Annotated in this window: 17 protein-coding genes; 9 read left to right on the top strand and 8 right to left on the bottom strand. The window is 54.2% G+C overall.

Annotated elements, in window-relative coordinates; translation table 11 throughout:
- Positions 1 to 7: 7 nt before the first annotated feature.
- Both DY252_RS10400 and DY252_RS10405 read right to left on the bottom strand, forming a co-directional pair.
- Entirely contained in the window at positions 8 to 430 is a 423-nt protein-coding gene (locus DY252_RS10400) for a secondary thiamine-phosphate synthase enzyme YjbQ (protein ID WP_064790398.1), read from the bottom strand.
- 46 nt (positions 431 to 476) lie between these two features.
- Positions 477 to 1,304, bottom strand: a complete 828-nt coding sequence (locus DY252_RS10405) for a DODA-type extradiol aromatic ring-opening family dioxygenase (RefSeq protein WP_064790399.1) — start codon at positions 1,302 to 1,304, stop codon at positions 477 to 479.
- Positions 1,305 to 1,604: 300 nt separating this feature from the next.
- Between DY252_RS10405 and DY252_RS10410 the strand changes: the two genes are divergently transcribed.
- Positions 1,605 to 2,657 carry a helix-turn-helix domain-containing protein gene (locus tag DY252_RS10410; RefSeq protein ID WP_064790400.1) on the top strand — a complete coding sequence of 351 codons (1,053 nt, stop codon included), beginning with the start codon at positions 1,605 to 1,607 and terminating at the stop codon, positions 2,655 to 2,657.
- A 19-nt stretch (positions 2,658 to 2,676) separates the two neighbouring features.
- On the opposite strand, the gene DY252_RS10415 is transcribed toward DY252_RS10410, so the two are convergent.
- The 4 genes from DY252_RS10415 to DY252_RS10430 all read right to left on the bottom strand — a co-directional run bounded on the left by DY252_RS10415 (position 2,677) and on the right by DY252_RS10430 (position 9,448).
- Positions 2,677 to 2,886, bottom strand: coding sequence for a DUF3185 family protein (locus DY252_RS10415; RefSeq protein WP_064790401.1), 210 nt, complete (start codon positions 2,884 to 2,886; stop codon positions 2,677 to 2,679).
- Between the two features lie 174 nt (positions 2,887 to 3,060).
- Positions 3,061 to 4,893, bottom strand: a complete 1,833-nt coding sequence (locus DY252_RS10420; RefSeq protein WP_064790402.1) for an autotransporter outer membrane beta-barrel domain-containing protein — start codon at positions 4,891 to 4,893, stop codon at positions 3,061 to 3,063.
- 179 nt (positions 4,894 to 5,072) lie between these two features.
- On the bottom strand, positions 5,073 to 5,645 hold the full coding sequence (locus DY252_RS10425; RefSeq protein ID WP_064790403.1) for an isochorismatase family protein: 573 nt from the start codon (positions 5,643 to 5,645) through the stop codon (positions 5,073 to 5,075).
- A 98-nt stretch (positions 5,646 to 5,743) separates the two neighbouring features.
- Entirely contained in the window at positions 5,744 to 9,448 is a 3,705-nt protein-coding gene (locus DY252_RS10430; RefSeq protein ID WP_064790404.1) for a vitamin B12-dependent ribonucleotide reductase, read from the bottom strand.
- Positions 9,449 to 10,399: 951 nt separating this feature from the next.
- Between DY252_RS10430 and DY252_RS10435 the strand changes: the two genes are divergently transcribed.
- From DY252_RS10435 to DY252_RS10470, 8 genes are all read left to right on the top strand, one after another.
- Complete coding sequence (locus DY252_RS10435; RefSeq protein WP_064790406.1) at positions 10,400 to 10,762, top strand: NADH:ubiquinone oxidoreductase subunit NDUFA12; 363 nt, start codon at positions 10,400 to 10,402, stop codon at positions 10,760 to 10,762.
- Positions 10,763 to 10,963: 201 nt separating this feature from the next.
- Positions 10,964 to 11,416, top strand: a complete 453-nt coding sequence (gene mlaD, locus DY252_RS10440; RefSeq protein WP_064790407.1) for an outer membrane lipid asymmetry maintenance protein MlaD — start codon at positions 10,964 to 10,966, stop codon at positions 11,414 to 11,416.
- Between the two features lie 132 nt (positions 11,417 to 11,548).
- Positions 11,549 to 11,791, top strand: coding sequence for a hypothetical protein (locus DY252_RS10445; RefSeq protein WP_008891461.1), 243 nt, complete (start codon positions 11,549 to 11,551; stop codon positions 11,789 to 11,791).
- A gap of 8 nt (positions 11,792 to 11,799) precedes the next feature.
- Positions 11,800 to 12,249, top strand: coding sequence for a DUF2155 domain-containing protein (locus DY252_RS10450; RefSeq protein ID WP_064790408.1), 450 nt, complete (start codon positions 11,800 to 11,802; stop codon positions 12,247 to 12,249).
- 38 nt (positions 12,250 to 12,287) lie between these two features.
- Positions 12,288 to 12,515, top strand: a complete 228-nt coding sequence (locus DY252_RS10455) for a hypothetical protein (RefSeq protein ID WP_129542716.1) — start codon at positions 12,288 to 12,290, stop codon at positions 12,513 to 12,515.
- A 34-nt stretch (positions 12,516 to 12,549) separates the two neighbouring features.
- Positions 12,550 to 13,143, top strand: coding sequence for a YceI family protein (locus DY252_RS10460; RefSeq protein ID WP_064790410.1), 594 nt, complete (start codon positions 12,550 to 12,552; stop codon positions 13,141 to 13,143).
- 105 nt (positions 13,144 to 13,248) lie between these two features.
- Entirely contained in the window at positions 13,249 to 13,803 is a 555-nt protein-coding gene (locus tag DY252_RS10465; RefSeq protein ID WP_064790411.1) for a cytochrome b, read from the top strand.
- A gap of 1 nt (position 13,804) precedes the next feature.
- Positions 13,805 to 14,383, top strand: coding sequence for a YceI family protein (locus tag DY252_RS10470; RefSeq protein ID WP_064790412.1), 579 nt, complete (start codon positions 13,805 to 13,807; stop codon positions 14,381 to 14,383).
- Positions 14,384 to 14,478: 95 nt separating this feature from the next.
- On the opposite strand, the gene DY252_RS10475 is transcribed toward DY252_RS10470, so the two are convergent.
- Complete coding sequence (locus DY252_RS10475; RefSeq protein WP_064790413.1) at positions 14,479 to 16,179, bottom strand: methyl-accepting chemotaxis protein; 1,701 nt, start codon at positions 16,177 to 16,179, stop codon at positions 14,479 to 14,481.
- Between the two features lie 253 nt (positions 16,180 to 16,432).
- Positions 16,433 to 18,133: a methyl-accepting chemotaxis protein gene (locus DY252_RS10480; RefSeq protein ID WP_064790433.1), complete on the bottom strand. Its 1,701-nt coding sequence runs from the start codon at positions 18,131 to 18,133 to the stop codon at positions 16,433 to 16,435.
- Between the last annotated feature and the right edge of the window lie 282 nt (positions 18,134 to 18,415).

Below are 18,415 nucleotides of genomic sequence, written 5' to 3' on the forward strand. Positions count from 1 at the left end.
CCTAAGCCTATTCGCCGATCAGATGCAGGGTGACCTTGCGATGATGGGGCGCACGGCGATGTTCAAACAGATAGATGCCTTGCCACGTACCAAGCACGGCGCGGCCATTGGATACCGGGATGGTCAGCGACACATCGGTCAGGGCCGATTTTATGTGGGCTGGCATATCATCGGGCCCTTCGCAGGTATGGCGATAGAGGCTTGGGTTTTCCTGCACCATTTGGCCAAAGAAGGTTTCAAGATCAAACCGCACATCCGGATCAGCATTTTCCTGGATGGTCAGGCTGGCCGAGGTGTGACGGACAAAGATGGTCAGTTGCCCGCGCACCAGACCGGTCCCGGCCACCCATGACTGGATCGGTTCGGTGACTTCGTAAAGTCCCTGACCGCTGGTGGTGATTTCAAGAGTGATCTGATCTTGCGAAAGCATGATACCCGTCCGGCTTTGGGCCGGACGGGATCACGTGATCAGTCCGTCAGGCCGCAGTTTTGAGCTCATCCTGATCGTAGAAGCGAAGGGCGGTCATGGCAAGGTTGCCGAACTCGTAACTGTCATGAAGAAGATCAGGTTCGAAATCATCGGATGCAGCACCCAGCGCAACATAGAAGGGCATCAGGTGATCGTCGTCCGGATGCGCCATGGCGGCGTGGGGGGCGAGGCTTCTGTAATCAAGCAGGGCGTTGATATCGCGTGCCTTGATCTTTTCCACCATCCAGTTGGTGAATTCCTTTGCCCACGGGTCAATTGCGCCTTCGTTGCGATCAAGCGCACGCAGATTATGCGTCATCGCACCGCTTGCGACCACCAGAACACCCAGATCGCGCAAACCGCGCAGCTTTTTGCCAAGCTCGAAATGTTCGCGCGGGCCACCGTGACCGATCATGGAAAGCTGAAAGACCGGAATATCGGCATTCGGGCGGGCAAGGATCATCGGCATCCATGCCCCGTGATCAAGGCCGCGTTTGGCATCGGTCTCACTGCCGATTTGTGCGGCGATTTGTTCTGCCAGTTCCGGGTCACCCGCCACATCGTAATGCAACTGATAAAGCGGCTGCGGGAAACCATAGAAGTCATGAATGGTTTCCTGGCGTTGCGCGGTGGAGATCGTCGGGCGTTCGGTCTGCCAGTGGGCCGAGATCATGACAATGGCACGCACGCCATCGGTCAGTTTCGAAAGCTCATCGACAAAGAAATGGAAAGCCGGGGTGCTTTGACGCGCCACCAGCATTGGCGAGCCATGGGAAATAAACATTGGCGCCAGGCTTTGTGCAGTGCTGTCGGCGTTTGCTGACGGGTCAGTCATTGGAATACCTCATCGGGCTATTCAACCATTTGAATTGAATATGCGGGTCGCATCTGGCCTTGACCAGTCACCGTTCGTCAACAGTCTGTTGCCATTTTCCGGTTTTGTTTGTTTCAGGGAAACACTGCTAGGGGCCTTAAAGCCAGATTTTCTGCGGGTTCGCGTCGCAAAAATGGGAAGTTCTGGGTGGGGTGCAAAGTAAGGTGACCCTATGCGTTGGCATAAGAAGCCCATTGAAAAGCGGGAGAAATAGGCGCAGGGTAAAAACAGGAAGAGTTTTCCACATATGGCTGTCAAGGTATGACGCATCAAACAAACCCCAAGTCTGCGCTGCTTGAAAGGTCGCGTTTTTCGCTTGGCGAGCTGCCAAGAGCAAAACAGTTCGAGATCTGGAAAGAAAGCATCAACTGTATTTACAGTGTCGAAATGGATCGCAAAACCCGCGAGGCAGGTTTTGTTGCGAACCTTAATTCATGGCGGCATCGCGACCTTTTGATGATCGAGGCGCAAAGCTGTTCACAAAGCTTTTCGCGTACATCGCAAATGATCGCCGCCGATGGGATGGATCATTACAACATCCAGCTTTACACCGATGGCGGGGTAAAATCCGAGATCGGCATTGGCGGGGATGTTCTTCAACCCGGTGGGTTGCTGTTGCTTGATCTTTCGCAGCGGACCGAGGCACAGACCAGCGATGGCTTCAAGTCGATGCATCTGTTTTTGCCACGGCATCTGGTCGAGGATCATCTGACCCATCCTGATGATCACAATCTGCGTTTCCTGTCCGAGCGTGACCCGCTGGTCAGCATCCTGTTTCAGCAAATTCTGGCGCTTAATCGCTATATCAACGAGCTTGCCGATCATGAAATATCGGTTTTGCAGAAAACGATCGTCATGATGCTTTCGGCCTGCCTGAATGCCGCGGACGGAGGGACCCGTTCCACCGATGCAATGCGCCGTGATATCGAAAAAGGTGTGATGATCCGGCGATATTTTCGACAAAACCTGTTCGCAGCCGAATTGACCGCGGACAAGGCCGCCAATGACCTTGGCCTGTCACGATCAAGCCTTTATCAGCTGTTTGAAAAACATGGCGGGGTTAAAAACTATTTGCGTGAGATGCGGCTGCGCCATGCCCTGAAACTGCTGGGTGATCCCAAAGCAGGGCGGCGGTCAATGTATGACATTGCGCTGGATTGTGGTTATGAAACCGATACCGGATTTATCCGGGCGTTCCGCGCGAAATATGGCGTCACACCGGGGGATGTGAGGGCCGGACATCGACCGCATCCGCGCCATGCTGGTGATGGTGTTGATAAGCGCTATGAGAACTGGCTGCATACGCTGGCGTAATGCAGCGGTGGCGGAAGTCTTATCGTTTGCCACCCATGATGAGCAACAGCAAGCCACCGATCGCGCTCGCAACACCGCCAATCAGATACCAGACCGTTTCATCGGTATAACGGCCAAGGAAAGTTTCCGAAAGCTGATCAACAGCACTTTCGGATGCGTTATAGCCCGTCACCAGAAGGCCAACGCCGACCACAAGGGCGACAACACCCAGAATACGGCGAAGGGACATGATGTTTGCTCCTGTCTTAATCTGTTTTGGTTGGTGCCGCCCTGTGCAAGGGGATATGGCAGGCGCCAACATATTGAACAGAAAAGATAACGCACGATCCCCAAGCTTGTTCCCGACAGCTGATACAGCAATAAAAACGTAATACCTGAGGTGGCGGGATTGGTGATAAGCCCGTTAGAACGGCAATGACATGCTGATTTCAACGGCACTTGCATCGCGGTTGTACTCATCCTCGTTATTAGCAAGCGTCATCATGTGGCTAAGCGCAAGCTCGCTACTCAGGCGTCCGACAGCAAAACCAAAACCGGTTCGGATGCGCTGATTGCCATATTCATTGAGGTTGCTGGTGAAAAACGGGGTGATGATCCCCATTTGCTTTCCATCCGGATCGGTCAGGGAAAAGCCATAGGTGACTAGGCCGCCAATGGTGTATTCGGTGTAATCCGCGCGCCCGGCAAGGTAGTTGCCTTCAAGGGCGGCGTTAAGCCCGGTCATGGCATCGGACAAGCGCACACCGCCGCCAAGATTAAAGGCGGTTTTGTCATTGTTGATTTCATCGGTGAAGTCATAGGTCAGGCCGGTTGCGACAAAGGGCGTTACGGTCAGGCTTCTGGTTGGCGCGAAATCATAGGTGGCCTCGATCGCCGGTTTGATCTGACGGGTGTTTGAGCGGCTTGTCGCATTGGCCGTGCCATCACTTTCGCTATAGGCATCGACGGTTTTGCTGGCAACGAGGACCGCGATCGACGGAGTCAGGGACAGCGGTATGGTGTCAACCGGGCGGACACGATAGGAGGTTGTCAGGGCGGCGTACCACATGTCGGAATCAGTGTTGCCCGATACCGTGCCGTTGTCACGCATGACATCAATATCGCCCATGCCGTAGCCTGCTTCGCCAGAGATGGTGAGGTTTTGAATGGGGCGGTAAATGACATAGGGCGATGCGGTCCAGCCGGTTTCGCGGTAGCTGCCATTGTTAAACGATGTCGTCAGATCGGTATCGTTGTAGCCAAGCGACAGACCTGCGATCAGCGCATCGTCAAACCGATAATCCAGACCGAGATTATAGCCCCAGACATCACCGTCATAGCGACTGTCATTGGCACCACTGACATAGTCGTTATCGACCGAGGTAAAGGAACCATGGCCCCACACAGTAAAGGGCGTTGTAGTCGCAAAGGCCGAACGGCCATCGACACCGGCCGCACCGCCAACATCACCCTGATCAGTCGGGTCAAGGCTCAGCATCTGCATGCCTTGACCGGTCGAGCTATCAAAGCTTCCTATCATAGCGACGCGGCGCAGCACATTCTTGCCATCGGTTATGCTATTTGAGGTGGCGTCAGCACGTGGAGCGACAAGATTGGCATTCTCGGTCTCGGGAGTATCTAGCCCACCTGTGGCGATATTGCCAATACCCGTACCCGTATTGCGGATCGTGGACGCGATACGTGATCTGATATTTTGCTGTATGACGGTGGTTTGTGACCTTGAAACAGCATTGATAACGGCGGATGTGGTGCTGGCGGAGGATGACGCGGCCGGTTCTGCTTTGAGTGCGCAGGCACCTGTCATGTTGTAGCTCGCGCCGACGCCTTGAAAGAAAATGACGCCGCTTGTGGTGTCGGCTGGGATCTCGAAGGAAAGGGTTATGGTGTCGCCATTTTCAGAGCTGCCGGTCGTGATCGTCTGCGAATTGGCAGCGTTGTTATTGTCCGTATAGGTAAAGGTATAGTTGATTGTCGAAGCAGGAGCGGCATGTGTGAAAGTAACTTTGGCTACCTCGTTCGCACTAAAGGTGCTGGAGACCTGCACGCCATCCGAGGTTCCTGTGAAACTGTTTAACTGGCTGCAGCCGGCGCTAAGTGCGAATGCACCGTCGGCAAAGGGCAGCGACAGCCCTATCAGCGCCAGCGCATAAAACCCTTTTTTCGCGACAGATTTGCACGCGGAGTGGTGCGAACGATCAGATCGTCCCTGTTTGCAGGTGTTGCTGATCTTATTCATTATTTGCCATGCCCATATCCTTTTTGCTCGGTGCCGATAGATCGGCCCGTTTGCAAGAGCTTTAGGGCGCGCGCATGGGAAGGGCTATTCTTAAAGGCGGGGTGATGTCGTTTTCTGACATTAAGTGGACAGGTTTTGCGCAAAGTGGATACGGGCCCGGTTTTCGGGCCGCATTATCGTTATGCGGGCAGGGCCGCGATCACATCCGAACTTCTGATCAGGCTGCAATACTCTGAAGCAAGAACAGCGGCATAAAGATCAAAAACATCCTGTGCCGGGAAGGTTTTGCCATTGGCATCGGTCACATCGATTGCGGTGGTGGCGTCCAGCACGAGCCAGTTTTCAAAGCCAAGGCAATGGGCCATGCGGATGGTGATATCCATCGAGTTGTGGATGACCACACCGGTGAAGATCAGGCGTTTGATGCCATGGTCATGCAGGTGTTTTTCAAGCGAAGTTCCGACAAAGGCGCAGTTTTGCTGTTTGGCGATAATCGTTTCGCCATCAATTGGCAGGGCTTCGTCCTTAAACGGTTGTCCGGGGCCGTTGACATAGAAGCTTGAGGCCGGGTTGGCTTCTTCGTGGCGGACATGAATGACGGGCAGTTTCCTTGCGCGAAATTTTTCCAGCAGCTTTGCGATCACACCGGCATAGCCGGGATTGTTTTTGGAATTCCAGTGCGGGTTATCAATTGCCTTTTGCACATCGAGAACGATGAGGGCGGTGTCATTTCCAAGCGGGGGTACGGCCATAACGCATTCCTTTTTCAATATCCCAAAACAAAACCGGCCGGGAGATGAACCCCGGCCGGTTTGCTGATCAGATCAGTTGTTCGGTAAGGCCGGAGACCTTACGAGCAACCGGTGGTCGCGCCGCAAGAGTCGCATTTAAGGCAGGTGCCGTTACGCACCAGGGTAAAGTTGCCGCAATCCGGGCAACCATCGCCTTCATAGCCTTTCATTCGTGCTTCGCGGATCTGGTCCATCTTGGCATCGGTTTTGGCGACGACTTCTTCGTTGGCGGTCAGGATCGCATTGTTTTGCGGTGCTGATGGTGCAGCGGTGGTTGCACTTGCGGTGGTTTCGTGGCTGTGGCCATGACCGTCGGTGCCGGTGGATTTTACTTCCACGACGCGTTCTTCGGTCTGTGCACCACCATCGACAACATAGAGGTTGCGACGTACGAAGCCGCTTGATGCCACCTTGCGGATGGTTTCAATCGCCTGATCGCCGGTTTTCTTGGCTTCCTCGCCAAGGTCACCTTCGCTGACACCTTCGCCAACCGCATCCGGAAGGATGTCGGACGGCTGAACGTGGGCGAGGTCGTTACGACCAAGATAGGAGATTGCCAGTTCACGGAACATGTAATCAAGGATGGAGGTTGCCATCTTGATCGCATCATTACCCGAGACCATGCCGGATGGCTCGAAGCGGGTGAAGGTGAAGGCTTCGACATACTCTTCGAGCGGAACGCCATATTGCAGGCCGATGGACACCGCGATTGCGAAGTTGTTCATCAGCGAGCGGAATGCAGCGCCTTCCTTGTGCATGTCGATGAAGATTTCACCAAGCTTGCCGTCTTCGTATTCACCGGTGCGCAGGTAAACCTTATGCCCACCAACGGTCGCTTTCTGGGTGTAGCCTTTACGGCGACCCGGAAGGGAACGACGGTCGCCACGAATGACGCGTTCGATGATTTTTTCAACGATCTGTTCAGACGCCTGGGCTGCCTTGGCAGCGGTCGGCTGATCTGCGTAATCGTCTTCTTCGACCAGTGCAGAGTTGAGCGGCTGGCTGAGTTTCGAACCATCACGGTACAGCGCGTTGGCTTTGAGGCCGAGACGCCAGGACAGCATGTAAGCGTCTTTGCAATCCTGGATGTTTGCGCTGCTTGGCATGTTAATGGTTTTGGAAATCGCACCCGAGATGAACGGCTGAGCCGCGGCCATCATGCGGATGTGGCTTTCAGCCGACAGGTAACGCTTGCCGATACGACCGCACGGGTTTGCACAATCAAAGACAGCAAGGTCTTCGTCGCGCAGATGCGGGGCACCTTCAAGGGTCATCGCACCACAGACATAGGTGTTGGCTGCTTCGATCTGTTTTTTATCGAACCCGAGGGCAGCCAGCATGTCAAAGTCCATGCTGTTGATTGCCTTGGCATCCAGACCAAGCTGGTTGACGCAGAAATCATCGCCAAAGGTGTATTTGTTGAAGACGAATTTGACGTCAAATGCGTTTTTCAGCGCACCTTCAACCTTGGCAATGGCATCGTCGTCAAAGCCCTTGGCTTTGAGTTCTTCGTGGGTAACGGCCGGCGAGCCAACCAGGGTGCCGTGACCAACCGCGTATTTTTCAATGTCGCGGATCTGGTTTTCGGTATAGCCGAGTGTTGCCAGTGCCACCGGAACGGTGCGGTTGATGATTTTGAAGTAACCGCCACCGGCAAGCTTTTTGAACTTCACGAGTGCGAAGTCAGGCTCAATACCAGTGGTGTCGCAATCCATGACCAGGCCAATCGTGCCGGTCGGCGCGATAACGGTGGTCTGGGCGTTACGATAGCCATGCTTTTCGCCAAGCTCGACCGCCTTGTCCCAAGCTGCACGGGCGGCAACCGGAAGATCGGCATAGGGGCTGTCAGCCGCAACCAGCGGAACCGGATTGATCGACAGGCCTTCGTAGCCTTCCTGTTCGCCATAAGCGGCACGGCGATGGTTGCGCATCACACGCAGCATTTCAGCCGCGTTGTCGGCATAACCCGGGAATGCACCCTGTTCGCTGGCCATTTCGGCAGAGGTCGCATAGGACACGCCACACATGATCGCGGTCAGGGACGCGCCAATCGCACGGCCTTCGTCGCTGTCATACGGGATGCCCATGCTCATGAGCAGGCCGCCAATGTTGGCATAGCCAAGGCCAAGGGTACGGTAACGATAGGAGAGTTCTGCGATACGGTCAGACGGGAACTGTGCCATCAGAACCGAGATTTCGAGAACAACCGTCCACAGACGGACAGCATGTTCGTAAGCCTCGATATCCACACCGCCGTCATCAGAACGGAAGTTCATCAGGTTCAGCGATGCGAGGTTGCATGCGGTGTCGTCAAGGAACATGTATTCCGAGCACGGGTTGGACGCATTGATGCGACCCGAGTTCGGGCAGGTGTGCCATTCGTTGATCGTGGTGTCGTACTGGATGCCCGGATCTGCGCACGCCCAGGCAGCTTCGCCGACTTTTTCCCACAATTCGCGGGCAGAGATTTTCTTGGCAATCTTGCCGTCGGTGCGACGGATCAGTTCCCAGTCACCGTTATCAAGAACAGCCTGCAGGAAGTCGTTCGACACACGAACAGAGTTGTTCGAGTTCTGACCCGAAACGGTCAGGTATGCCTCGGAGTCCCAATCGGTGTCGTAGGTCTTGAAGCTGATTTCGGTGAAGCCCTGACGGGCGAATTCGATGATCTTGTTGATATAAGAATCCGGGATCATCACAGCGCGGGCTGCCAGAACAGCTTCTTTGAGCTGCGGGTTGGCGCGCGGCAGGAAGCGATCCTCGGAGTCAGCAGCACCGTCCCAGTTGGTGCAAGCCGCCAGAACCTGGGTCAGGTGCTTTTCAGCGAGTTTGGAACCGGCGACGAGGGCAGCGACTTTCTGCTCTTCTACGACTTTCCAGTTTACGTATTCTTCGATGTCCGGGTGGTCGATATCAACCACAACCATTTTCGCCGCACGACGGGTAGTACCGCCCGACTTGATCGCGCCAGCAGCACGGTCACCGATTTTAAGGAAGCTCATCAGGCCGGAAGAACGACCGCCACCCGACAGGGTTTCGCCTTCGCCACGTACGTTGGAGAAGTTTGAACCGGTACCGGAGCCGAATTTGAACAGACGCGCTTCACGGGTCCAGAGATCCATGATGCCGCCTTCGTTGACGAGATCGTCGGCAACGGACTGAATGAAGCAGGCATGCGGCTGCGGATGTTCATAGGCGCTGGCCGATTTGGTCAGTTCGCCGGTTTTGAAATCAACATAGGAGTGACCCTGTGCCGGGCCATCAATGCCGTACGCCCAGTGCAGACCAGTGTTGAACCACTGCGGCGAGTTCGGCGCACCCATCTGGTGGGAGAGCTGATAGCGCATTTCATCAAAGAAAGCCTGCGCATCGGATTCGGCGTCAAAATAGCCGCCTTTCCAGCCCCAATAGGTCCAGGTGCCTGCCAGACGGTCAAAGACCTGGGTTGAGCTGGTTTCGCTGATGTAGCGTTTTTCAGCCGGCATTTTGTCAAGCTTGGCGGTGTCAGCGGTCTTACGCCACAGCCAGGATGGGACGTCCTTTTCCTTGACCGGTTTAAGGGCAACCGGAACACCGGCCTTGCGGAAATATTTCTGTGCCAGAACGTCACTCGCGACCTGTGACCAGGAGGCGGGCATGTCGATGTCATTCATCTCAAAAACGACGGAACCATCCGGGTTTTTGATGACAGATGATAACTTACGAAATTCGATGTCGGCGTAAGGGCTGACACCTTCCTGAGTGAATTTTCTGGTAATCCGCATGGTCTGCTCCGGTTCTGATCAGACGTAACAGGGCGCTATCTGGTGATGCGCCAACATCGCCTGACTTTATATAGTTTGCTCAATGCTCTTGCGCTGCCCCTGATGCCGATATTTTCCAGCATTTCCAGAGCCCGCAGATATGGGTATTCGGTGGTTTGGTCCCCCCTTGGAACCATCCGGTCCGTAGGAAAGACTATAATGGCAAAATTTCGCCACAGTCCACTAATCTTTGTGGTTGACAGTAATTTTTACCACAACATGTAGTGGGTCGATTGCTGTCTTGTTGATTCGATGCTGGTGGGATTCTCGTTAACAATCTCTGAATCGGTCCGGGAGGCCCGGAAAACTGCGCTTTGTTTCGCAGCGAGATTGTGTGTCGGTCCTAAGACTCGGACTACATATTGTGTGGGCGCGCGTTTGACCCACCCAACGCTTGATCAAGCTAACGCCGTTTTCATTCCATTTCCAGTGCCAAGCTGAAAATTAGGCACCGCATGGCTTTTCGTAGCATGGAAGCAGATGGTAACAGTTTGATATTTATATGAAAGTCTTGTTTCGGATCTGTGTGAAAAGGCAGGGGTATCAAGCCTTCCGGCCCACTACATATATGGGGCGCATTGTGGATAAGGAGGTGGACAAAGCCCCCAGATGTAGATGGATCAAAGAGTCGTCGCCCTACAAGCAGTTGTGGGTTGTTTTCAGACGGAAATTTCCATCAAAGGCAGGCGCTGATTTATTCGTGCGCGGCGCAGGGCGAGGAGCCGGTTTGCGAACAGATATAAAATGTCCTTGGTTTGTTGACGGCGGGGGGGCCTGAAACATTGACTTTCCACGAACATCACGACATATAAGTCACTTGATTGACAGGGTGTATCACCAAACACGCTGTACTGCCTTTTGCCGCCATCGCTTAAAGCAGGCGGACAAACCAGATCTGGAGAGAGACCCAACATGGCCACCGTCGGCACCCGTATTTATACTGCGCTGTTTGGCAAGCGCGTTGGCGAAGACCGTTTCGGCAATATCTATTACACCGAAAAGACTCAGGCCAAAGGTCGTCGCACCAAGCGTTGGGTTGTTTACAAAGGTGTCGTCGAAGGATCCAAGGTCCCGGCTGAATGGCATGCCTGGCTGCATTACACTGTTGATGCGCCGCTGTCTGAAAAGGCCGAAGACCGTTATGACTGGCAGAAAGAACACCAGCCGAACCTGACGGGCACCAAGCATGCCTATCGTCCGAAAGGACATGAATATAGTGGTGGCAAGCGTGCACCGGCGACCGGTGACTATCAGGCTTGGTCGCCGGAAGGCTGATTGATCCGAAAGAATACCGATTAACAGGCGGGCGCGGGGCAACTCGCGCCCGTTTGTGTTTTGAATATGTTTTGCCTGAATTCTGTTTCCCGATGGCCTGTTTACAGCGGTTGTCTTTTGGGTGGTTGTTTTTCGGGGCGGGGCAATACAGTATAGGGTCCTGACCCTAAGTCTCAAAGAGATACAGAACGGATAAGGTCGATGAGCAACAGACTGATTGAAACCATTGCCGGTGCTGCCGTGATCGCTGTTGCGGTCGGATTTGCGGCCTATTCCTATTCACGTGCCGGGATCAATACGGTGGAAGGCTATGAAATCATGGCCAGCTTCAATCGCATTGATGGTCTTGTTGTTGGTAATGACGTTCGTGTGTCCGGTGTTAAAATCGGCACTGTGACCGCACAGGAACTTGATCCCGATACCTATATGGCGGTCGTCAAGATGTCGGTGCGATCTGATCTGGCATTGCCGCTTGATAGTTCGGCAAAGATTGCGTCTGACGGGTTGCTGGGTGGCAAGTTCGTTGCCCTTGAGCCGGGCGGGGATATCGACATGATCGAGGCCGGTGGCGAGATTGAGTTCACCCAAGGGTCGGTCAACCTTGAAGATATTATTGGTCAGGTTATCTATTCTTCGACCAACAGCGATAATTGATTGATCAGAGGCCGGTGACAAGCGGCCATGATTTTGCCGGGATTGCACAGCAAGGTGCGACGCAGAGAACGCAGCAAGGTGCAGATCAAATTCGTACAGAAACCTGCCTTGCCCCAAATGTCGGAGCGGTTGATGAAAAAGACCGGAAATGTTGATCACTTTCCCACCTGGCAGGCCAGCGATGGCTCGCCGCTTTCATGCGTGGAAAAGATCAAGGTTCTCAATGACAATTTCGGTGAACTGCGCGAGATCATGCAGGACGCGCTTGAAGATGCGCTTCTGATGGGCTGTGACGAAGAACAGTTCCGTAATGTGATGCGCGATCTGGTTGCCGAACTGCATAATCCCTATAACAAAAGCGACGAACAGGACTGAAGACCACAATGAAACGATCCTTTGCGATTGCCGCGATTTGTTCGACATGTGCAATGATCGGAACGGCGTCTTCGGCGCTTGATTATCGCCCGGCCCCGGTTGCCCAGTTGCAGGGCTTGGATAAAATTACCGCCCGCATTTCGACCTTTGAGGTGCCAGTAGGGCAGGTTGCGCGTTTCGGGACACTCGAAATCCGGGTGGATGCGTGTTATCGAACACCCCCGGAAGAGCTCCCGGAAAGTGCGACTTTCCTTGATATTGCCGACATTCGCGAAGATGGCAAGACACCCCGCAAAGACCTGTTTTCCGGTTGGATGTTCGCATCAAGTCCCGGTTTGTCGGCCCTTGAACATCCGGTCTATGATGTGTGGCTGAAAGAATGTCTTGATCCGGCCGAGGGCGATGCCAGCGGCGGCGAATCCGCCCCGCAAGGCCAGGCCGCCCCGGAGCAGCCATAAATCCGATCATATCCAGATTGGCAACAAGCTGACCGCAAATGTGGTCAGCTTTTTTTATGATGCCGCTGCGCAATTTTGCAGAATTGGCGAAAAACCAACGGTATCGCGGCCAGCCGTTTCGACGGGATTGGGCCTATATTGTCAAGAATATGGCGAATGTTTTTGCCATTGTTTCCAAAACAGAAAATATGTGTTGCGGTTTCGTTGGCTTGAGAGCGCCGGGTAGGCCTGTCATCCTCACCTCACGATTTATTGCGGTGCAATGAGCCTTTGCACCTTGTGAAAATGAGGGAATTCAAAATGTTTAACTCGATTAAAAAAGCTGGCGCAACGCTGGCAGTCGTTTCCGGTCTTTCCGGTGCGGCTTTCTCGGCCCAGGCGGCCGACACCTATAAACTGGATCCGACCCACACCAGTGTTCTGTTCATCGTGAACCACCTTGGTTTCTCCGATTATCAGGGCCGTTTTAACGGTGTTACCGGCGAGCTGACCCTCGATCGCGAAGATCCGTCGGCATCATCTGCCACCATCACGATTGATCTCAACCAGATCGACAGTGGTGTCGAGGCGCTTGATAACCACATGAAATCCGCCGATTTCTTCAATGTTGAAGAATTCCCGACTGCGACCTTTACCAGCACCTCGGTTGAGCTGGTTGGTGACAATGCGGCAACCGTCACGGGCGACCTGACCCTTCTTGGCGAAACCAAGCCGCTGGTTCTTGACGTTGCCCTTAGCGGTGAAGGCACCCATCCGATGACCGGTGACGAAGTTGTCGGTTTCTCGGCAGATGGTGTTGTGACCCGTACCGATTACGGCATGGATTTCCTCGTGCCGGGCGTTGGTGACGAAGTAACGCTTCAGATTTCTTCGGAATTCCTGAAGCAGAAGTAATCCGGCTTTATTGGATTTCGGGTGTGCGCTGTGGCAAATTTGCTGCGGCGCACATCACATTTCAGACCCGGGCAAGACATGGGCAGGCAGCAAGGAAAGCCGGTTATGACAATTCGCAATACGAAGCACGCCTTTGGCACGGTGACCAAGACCTTTCACTGGGTGATGGCGCTTCTTGTCATCAGCGTTTTTTCGATTGGCTGGTACATGGATTTCCTGCCGCTGGGGATGGAAAAGCTGCAATGGATATCGCGCCACAAGTCACTTGGCATAACGGTACTGGCATTGGTGATCCTGCGGGTTATCTGGCGGTTGAGTGAACCGAGCCCGCATGAGCTTGGCAAACTTCAGATCGAACGTCTGGCGGCAAAGGCCGGTCATCTGGGATTGTATTTGTTGATGTTTGCCATGCCGTTGACCGGCTGGACCATGTCGTCGGCTGCGAACTTCCCTGTCAGCGTCTTTGGCCTGTTTACCTTGCCCAATCTTGTGTCGCCCAATCAGGAACTGTTCGAAACCTTGCGCACCGTGCACTGGTTGTTGTCATGGGCGGTTGCCGGATTGGTTGGTGTTCATTTTCTGGCGGCACTCAAACATCATTTTTGGGATCGCGACGCGACATTGCGGCGTATGTTGCCCGGCAAACTCGAGGAAAACTGACATGTTTCAGATGAAACGCAAAATGCTGCCTGCATTGGCAATTGCCACGACCATCGCCGGTTTTTCCGGGGCTGCACTGGCCGCCGACCAATGGGTGGTGGACGCCAACGAAAGCGAAATTGAATTTACCGGCACCCAGCTTGGTGCAGAGTTTGAAGGCAAGTTCGAATCCTTTGACGCCGATATCGTGTTTTCACCCGATGATCTTGCCGGGTCGTCGGTCGAGGTCCTGATTGATATTGCATCGGTCAATACCAGCAATGGCGACCGTGACAGTCAGATCGTCTCGCCAGACTGGTTTGATGCGGCACAATGGCCGACGGCGAAGTTTGCCACCAAGTCCTTTAGCGAAATTGCACCGGGCAAGTACGAAGCGGTTGCTGATTTGACGATCCGTGATGTCACCCGCGAAGTGATCTTGCCGTTTGATCTTGAGATTGAAGGCAACAAGGCCGAAGCCGAAGGGACGGTGACGATTAACCGTACGGACTTTGGTGTCGGGCAGGGCCAATGGCAGGACACGTCACAGGTTGGTGACGCTGTGACCATCAAAATCGAGATCGAGGCCACGCGCCCTTAAACCGGCACAAGCCTGACCATCCGAAAAGAAAGTCGCCCCGGAGATGTTCCGGGGCGACTTTTTTGCACGTGTCCTGCATTACTTGGTATTTACGTTTAGTTGGTTGCGCTTTTGCGCAAGTTATCAAGGAACGCCTCAACAGCGTCATCAAGGGCGACCGCCTCGGAGACCAGTTTTTCGGCCGTGCTGGCAAGCTGGTTGGTGCCCGAAGATACTTTGCCGGCATTACTGTTAACTGTCTCGATGCGTTCGGATACTTCGCGCGTGCCGTCAGCTGCCTGCTGAACGCTGCGTGAAATCTCGCCGATGGCGGCGTGCTGTTCTTCGACTGCGGCTGCAATCGCAGTTGAGCTGTCAGCGACCTGGGCGATGGTTTCGGAAATCAGACGGATGGCATCAACCGCCTCGGTGGTTTCGTTCTGAACGGCCAGAATCTGCTGGTTGATTTCCTCGGTCGCCTTGGCGGTCTGATTGGCAAGGTTTTTGACCTCGCTTGCCACAACGGCAAAGCCCTTGCCTGCATCACCCGCACGGGCGGCCTCGATGGTGGCGTTCAGCGCCAGCAGGTTGGTTTGTTCGGCAATGTCACCAATCAGACTTGCGACGTCGCCGATCCGCTGGGCGGCCTCGGACAGGCCGGTAACGGTCTGGTTGGTGCGGGTCGCCTGTTCATTGGCCTGATTGGCGATGTTTGCCGAGGTTGCAATCTGTTGGGCGATTTCATCGGAGGATGCAGACAGTTCCTCGGTCGCGGCGGAGACGGTCTGAACGTTGCTTGATGTCTGGGTGGTTGCCGAGGCAACAGCAGCCGACAGTTCGCTGTTCATGTTGGTCGCGCTGCGCATTTCATCGGTGGCCGATTGCATGTCCTTGATCGATCTGGAGATCGAACTGATCAGACCCTTGACCTTGACGTCAAGAGAATCGGCCATTTCCATCAAGGCTTTACGCTGATTTTCTTCGGCTTGTTCTTCAAGCGCACGCTGATTTTCCTGAAGCTTGCGGGTTTCAAGCGCCTGTTCGCGGAAGGAGACCACGGTGCGTGCCATGTCGCCGACTTCGTCCTTGCGGCCCTGGCCTTCGATTTCGCCTTCGAGATCACCTGACGAGATAATCCGCATCCGGGCGGAAAGGGTTTTAAGTCCGCCGGTAATATCGCGACCAATGGCCAGCCCGGCAAGGGTCAGGATCAACAGAATGACACCGCCAATGATGACAACAAATGTTGCCTGTTCACGGAAAGCCGCATCGACGTCATCAATATAGATACCCGTACCGATGATTGAGCCCCATGGCAGGGGTTCTGCAAAGGACAGTTTTTCGAAGGTCAGTTTTTCATCTTCACCAGGTTTGGGCCAGTAGTAGGACGAGAAACCACCGCCTGCCTTGTTACCGGACGCAATCAGATTGCGGATGAAATAATTGCCTTGGGAGTCCTGCGCGTCATTCAGGCTTTTGCCGACAAGTGCTGGATTGGCACCGTGCATTTCGGTTATGCCGTTGGTCGCAAAGACAAAGAAATATCCGATCTTGCCGTCATATTTGCCGGCACCGGCCAACTCGTAGAATTGGCTGATCGCATCTTCCTGACTGAGAAGACCAGCATCAACCTTGTCCTGATAGGACTGCGCGATTGAAGTGATGTAGTTGGTGGTGGACCGGATCTTGTCCTTGCGATCTTCAAGGAGTGCATCGCGCAGGGTGGAGAGCTGAAGCCCGCCAACGACGATGACGCCCGCAAGCGCGATGACAGACAAGATGACGATTTTGTAACCAATCTTTAGATTGCCAAGCATGTGGTTCCTCCGCCAGCCGCGGTCTGTTGATCAAAATATACGAATATATTGGTGTAGATTCAGATCACATGCAATAGATATTATCCTAAAGTGTAGTCTTGTATGTGGACAAACGTCGAAATAGCACGTGCCGATGGGCGTGTCTTATGAGTTTAAAAGTGTTGAGTGAGTACAGTTTGTAAGGTTTGGAGCAATCAAAAAAGGCTAGGACAAAATGTCCTAGCCTTTCGGGTGGTTTTGCTTTCGATACGGATCAGTCGGTTGCGCGTTTGCGCAGATCGGCAAGGAAGTGTTCAACCGCCTCATCAAGCGACCTTGCTTCGTCGACCAGTTTTTCGGCCGACTGGGCCAACTGGCTGGTGCCAGACGATACGCGACCGGCATTTTCGTTGACGGTCTCGATCCGTTGGGAGACTTCGCTGGTGCCGTCTGCGGCCTGCTGAACGTTACGCGAAATCTCGCCAATGGCGGCGTGCTGTTCTTCGACAGCAGCCGCAATCGCGGTCGAGCTATCGGCGACCTGTGCGATGGTTTCGGAAATCAGGCGGATCGCCTCAACCGCTTCGCCGGTTTCATTCTGAACCGAGAGGATCTGCTGGTTGATTTCCTCGGTCGCCTTGGCGGTCTGGTTGGCAAGGTTCTTGACCTCGCTTGCGACCACGGCAAAGCCTTTGCCGGCATCACCGGCACGTGCCGCCTCGATGGTGGCGTTTAGGGCCAGCAGGTTGGTCTGTTCGGCGATATCACCGATCAGCTTGGCAACATCGCCAATCTTCTGGGCCGCATCGGCCAAACCAGTAACGGTCTGGTTGGTGCGGGTGGCCTGTTCGTTGGCCTGATTGGCGATTTCTGCGGAATGGGAGATCTGCTGGGCGATTTCATCGGAGGATGCGGTCAGTTCCTCGGTCGCGGCAGACACAGTCTGAACGTTGGTCGAGGTCTGGGTTGTTGCAGATGCCACAGCCGCAGAGAGAGAACTGTTGGTGTTGCTGGCTTCTTCCATCGAGGATGTGGCTTTTTTCATCTCGGTGATCGAGCCCGAGATCGAACGGATCAAGCCTTTGACACGCGATTCAAGGCTGTCGGCCATATCGGTGATGTCCTGACGGCGTTGCTTGTCGGCCTGTGCCTCAAGCTCTTGCTGGCGGGTTTGCAGCTTCTGGTTTTCAAGCGCTTGCTGGCGGAAGGCAACCACAGTGCGGGCCATGTCCCCAACTTCGTCACCGCGGTCCTGACCTTCGATCTCGCCTTCAAGTTTGCCACTGGCAATTTCGGTCATGCGGCTTGAAAGCTTGCTTAGTCCGACCGTGATGTTGCGGCCGATTGCAAAGGAAACAGCCAGCATGATCGCGATGACAATCGCGATGACGACCAGAACGAAAATCGCCTGTTCCCAGAACGCTGCATCGACATCATCAATATAGATGCCGGTACCGATGACGTCGCCCCAGGGCAGGGTGGCGGCAAAGGACTGCTTTTCGAAAAGGTCTTCTTCGGGGTGGCCGGGCTTTGGCCACAGATAGGTGAAGTACCCACCCGCCGGTGCCTTGGCGACGTCCAGCATGTTCTGAATGATGAAGGAGCCACTCGGGTCCTGAAGCTTGCTTAGGTCCTTGCCGACAAGGGCGGGGTTGGCCGCATGCATCATGTTGACGCCCTTGCTGTCGTAGGCAAAGAAGTAACCTGTGCCATCGTCGAACTTGGATGCCGCAGCAACCCGGTAAAATTCGGTTACGGCTTCTTCCTGACTGAGGTCGCCGCTATCGACCAGGTCCTGATAGGACTGCGCGGCGGTCACAAGCATTGTGGTTGTGGCTTTAACCTTGTCCTTGCGGTCCTCAAGCAAGGCTTCCCGCAATGCAAAAAGCTCCAGCGCCGAGATTACAAGCAGTGCAACCAGTGACAGCAAGGTCAGGCTCGCAACCTTCTTGCTGATCTTGATGTTTTGTAACATGTGATCTGTACCCGTGTATGTTGCCATTTCAGCAGCGATGTCAGGGGGATGGCACCCTTTCCTTACCCCTTGATGCGCGTATATTTTAAAACAGTTACCTGTCGAAAAGTATAGTAATATTTATCCCTTTTGAGGAAATTCACTAATCAAAAGTTGTGACTGTTGCGGTGCGGCAACACGGACCTGCGCAGACGCAGACAAGCGGCGTTGCACAGGGGGCGGTCAGGAATCAAAAAAGGACATCTGCGATTATTGCAGATGTCCTTTTTAAATGTCTTGCGA

This window comes from Thalassospira indica, from assembly GCF_003403095.1.
Lineage (GTDB): Bacteria > Pseudomonadota > Alphaproteobacteria > Rhodospirillales > Thalassospiraceae > Thalassospira > Thalassospira indica.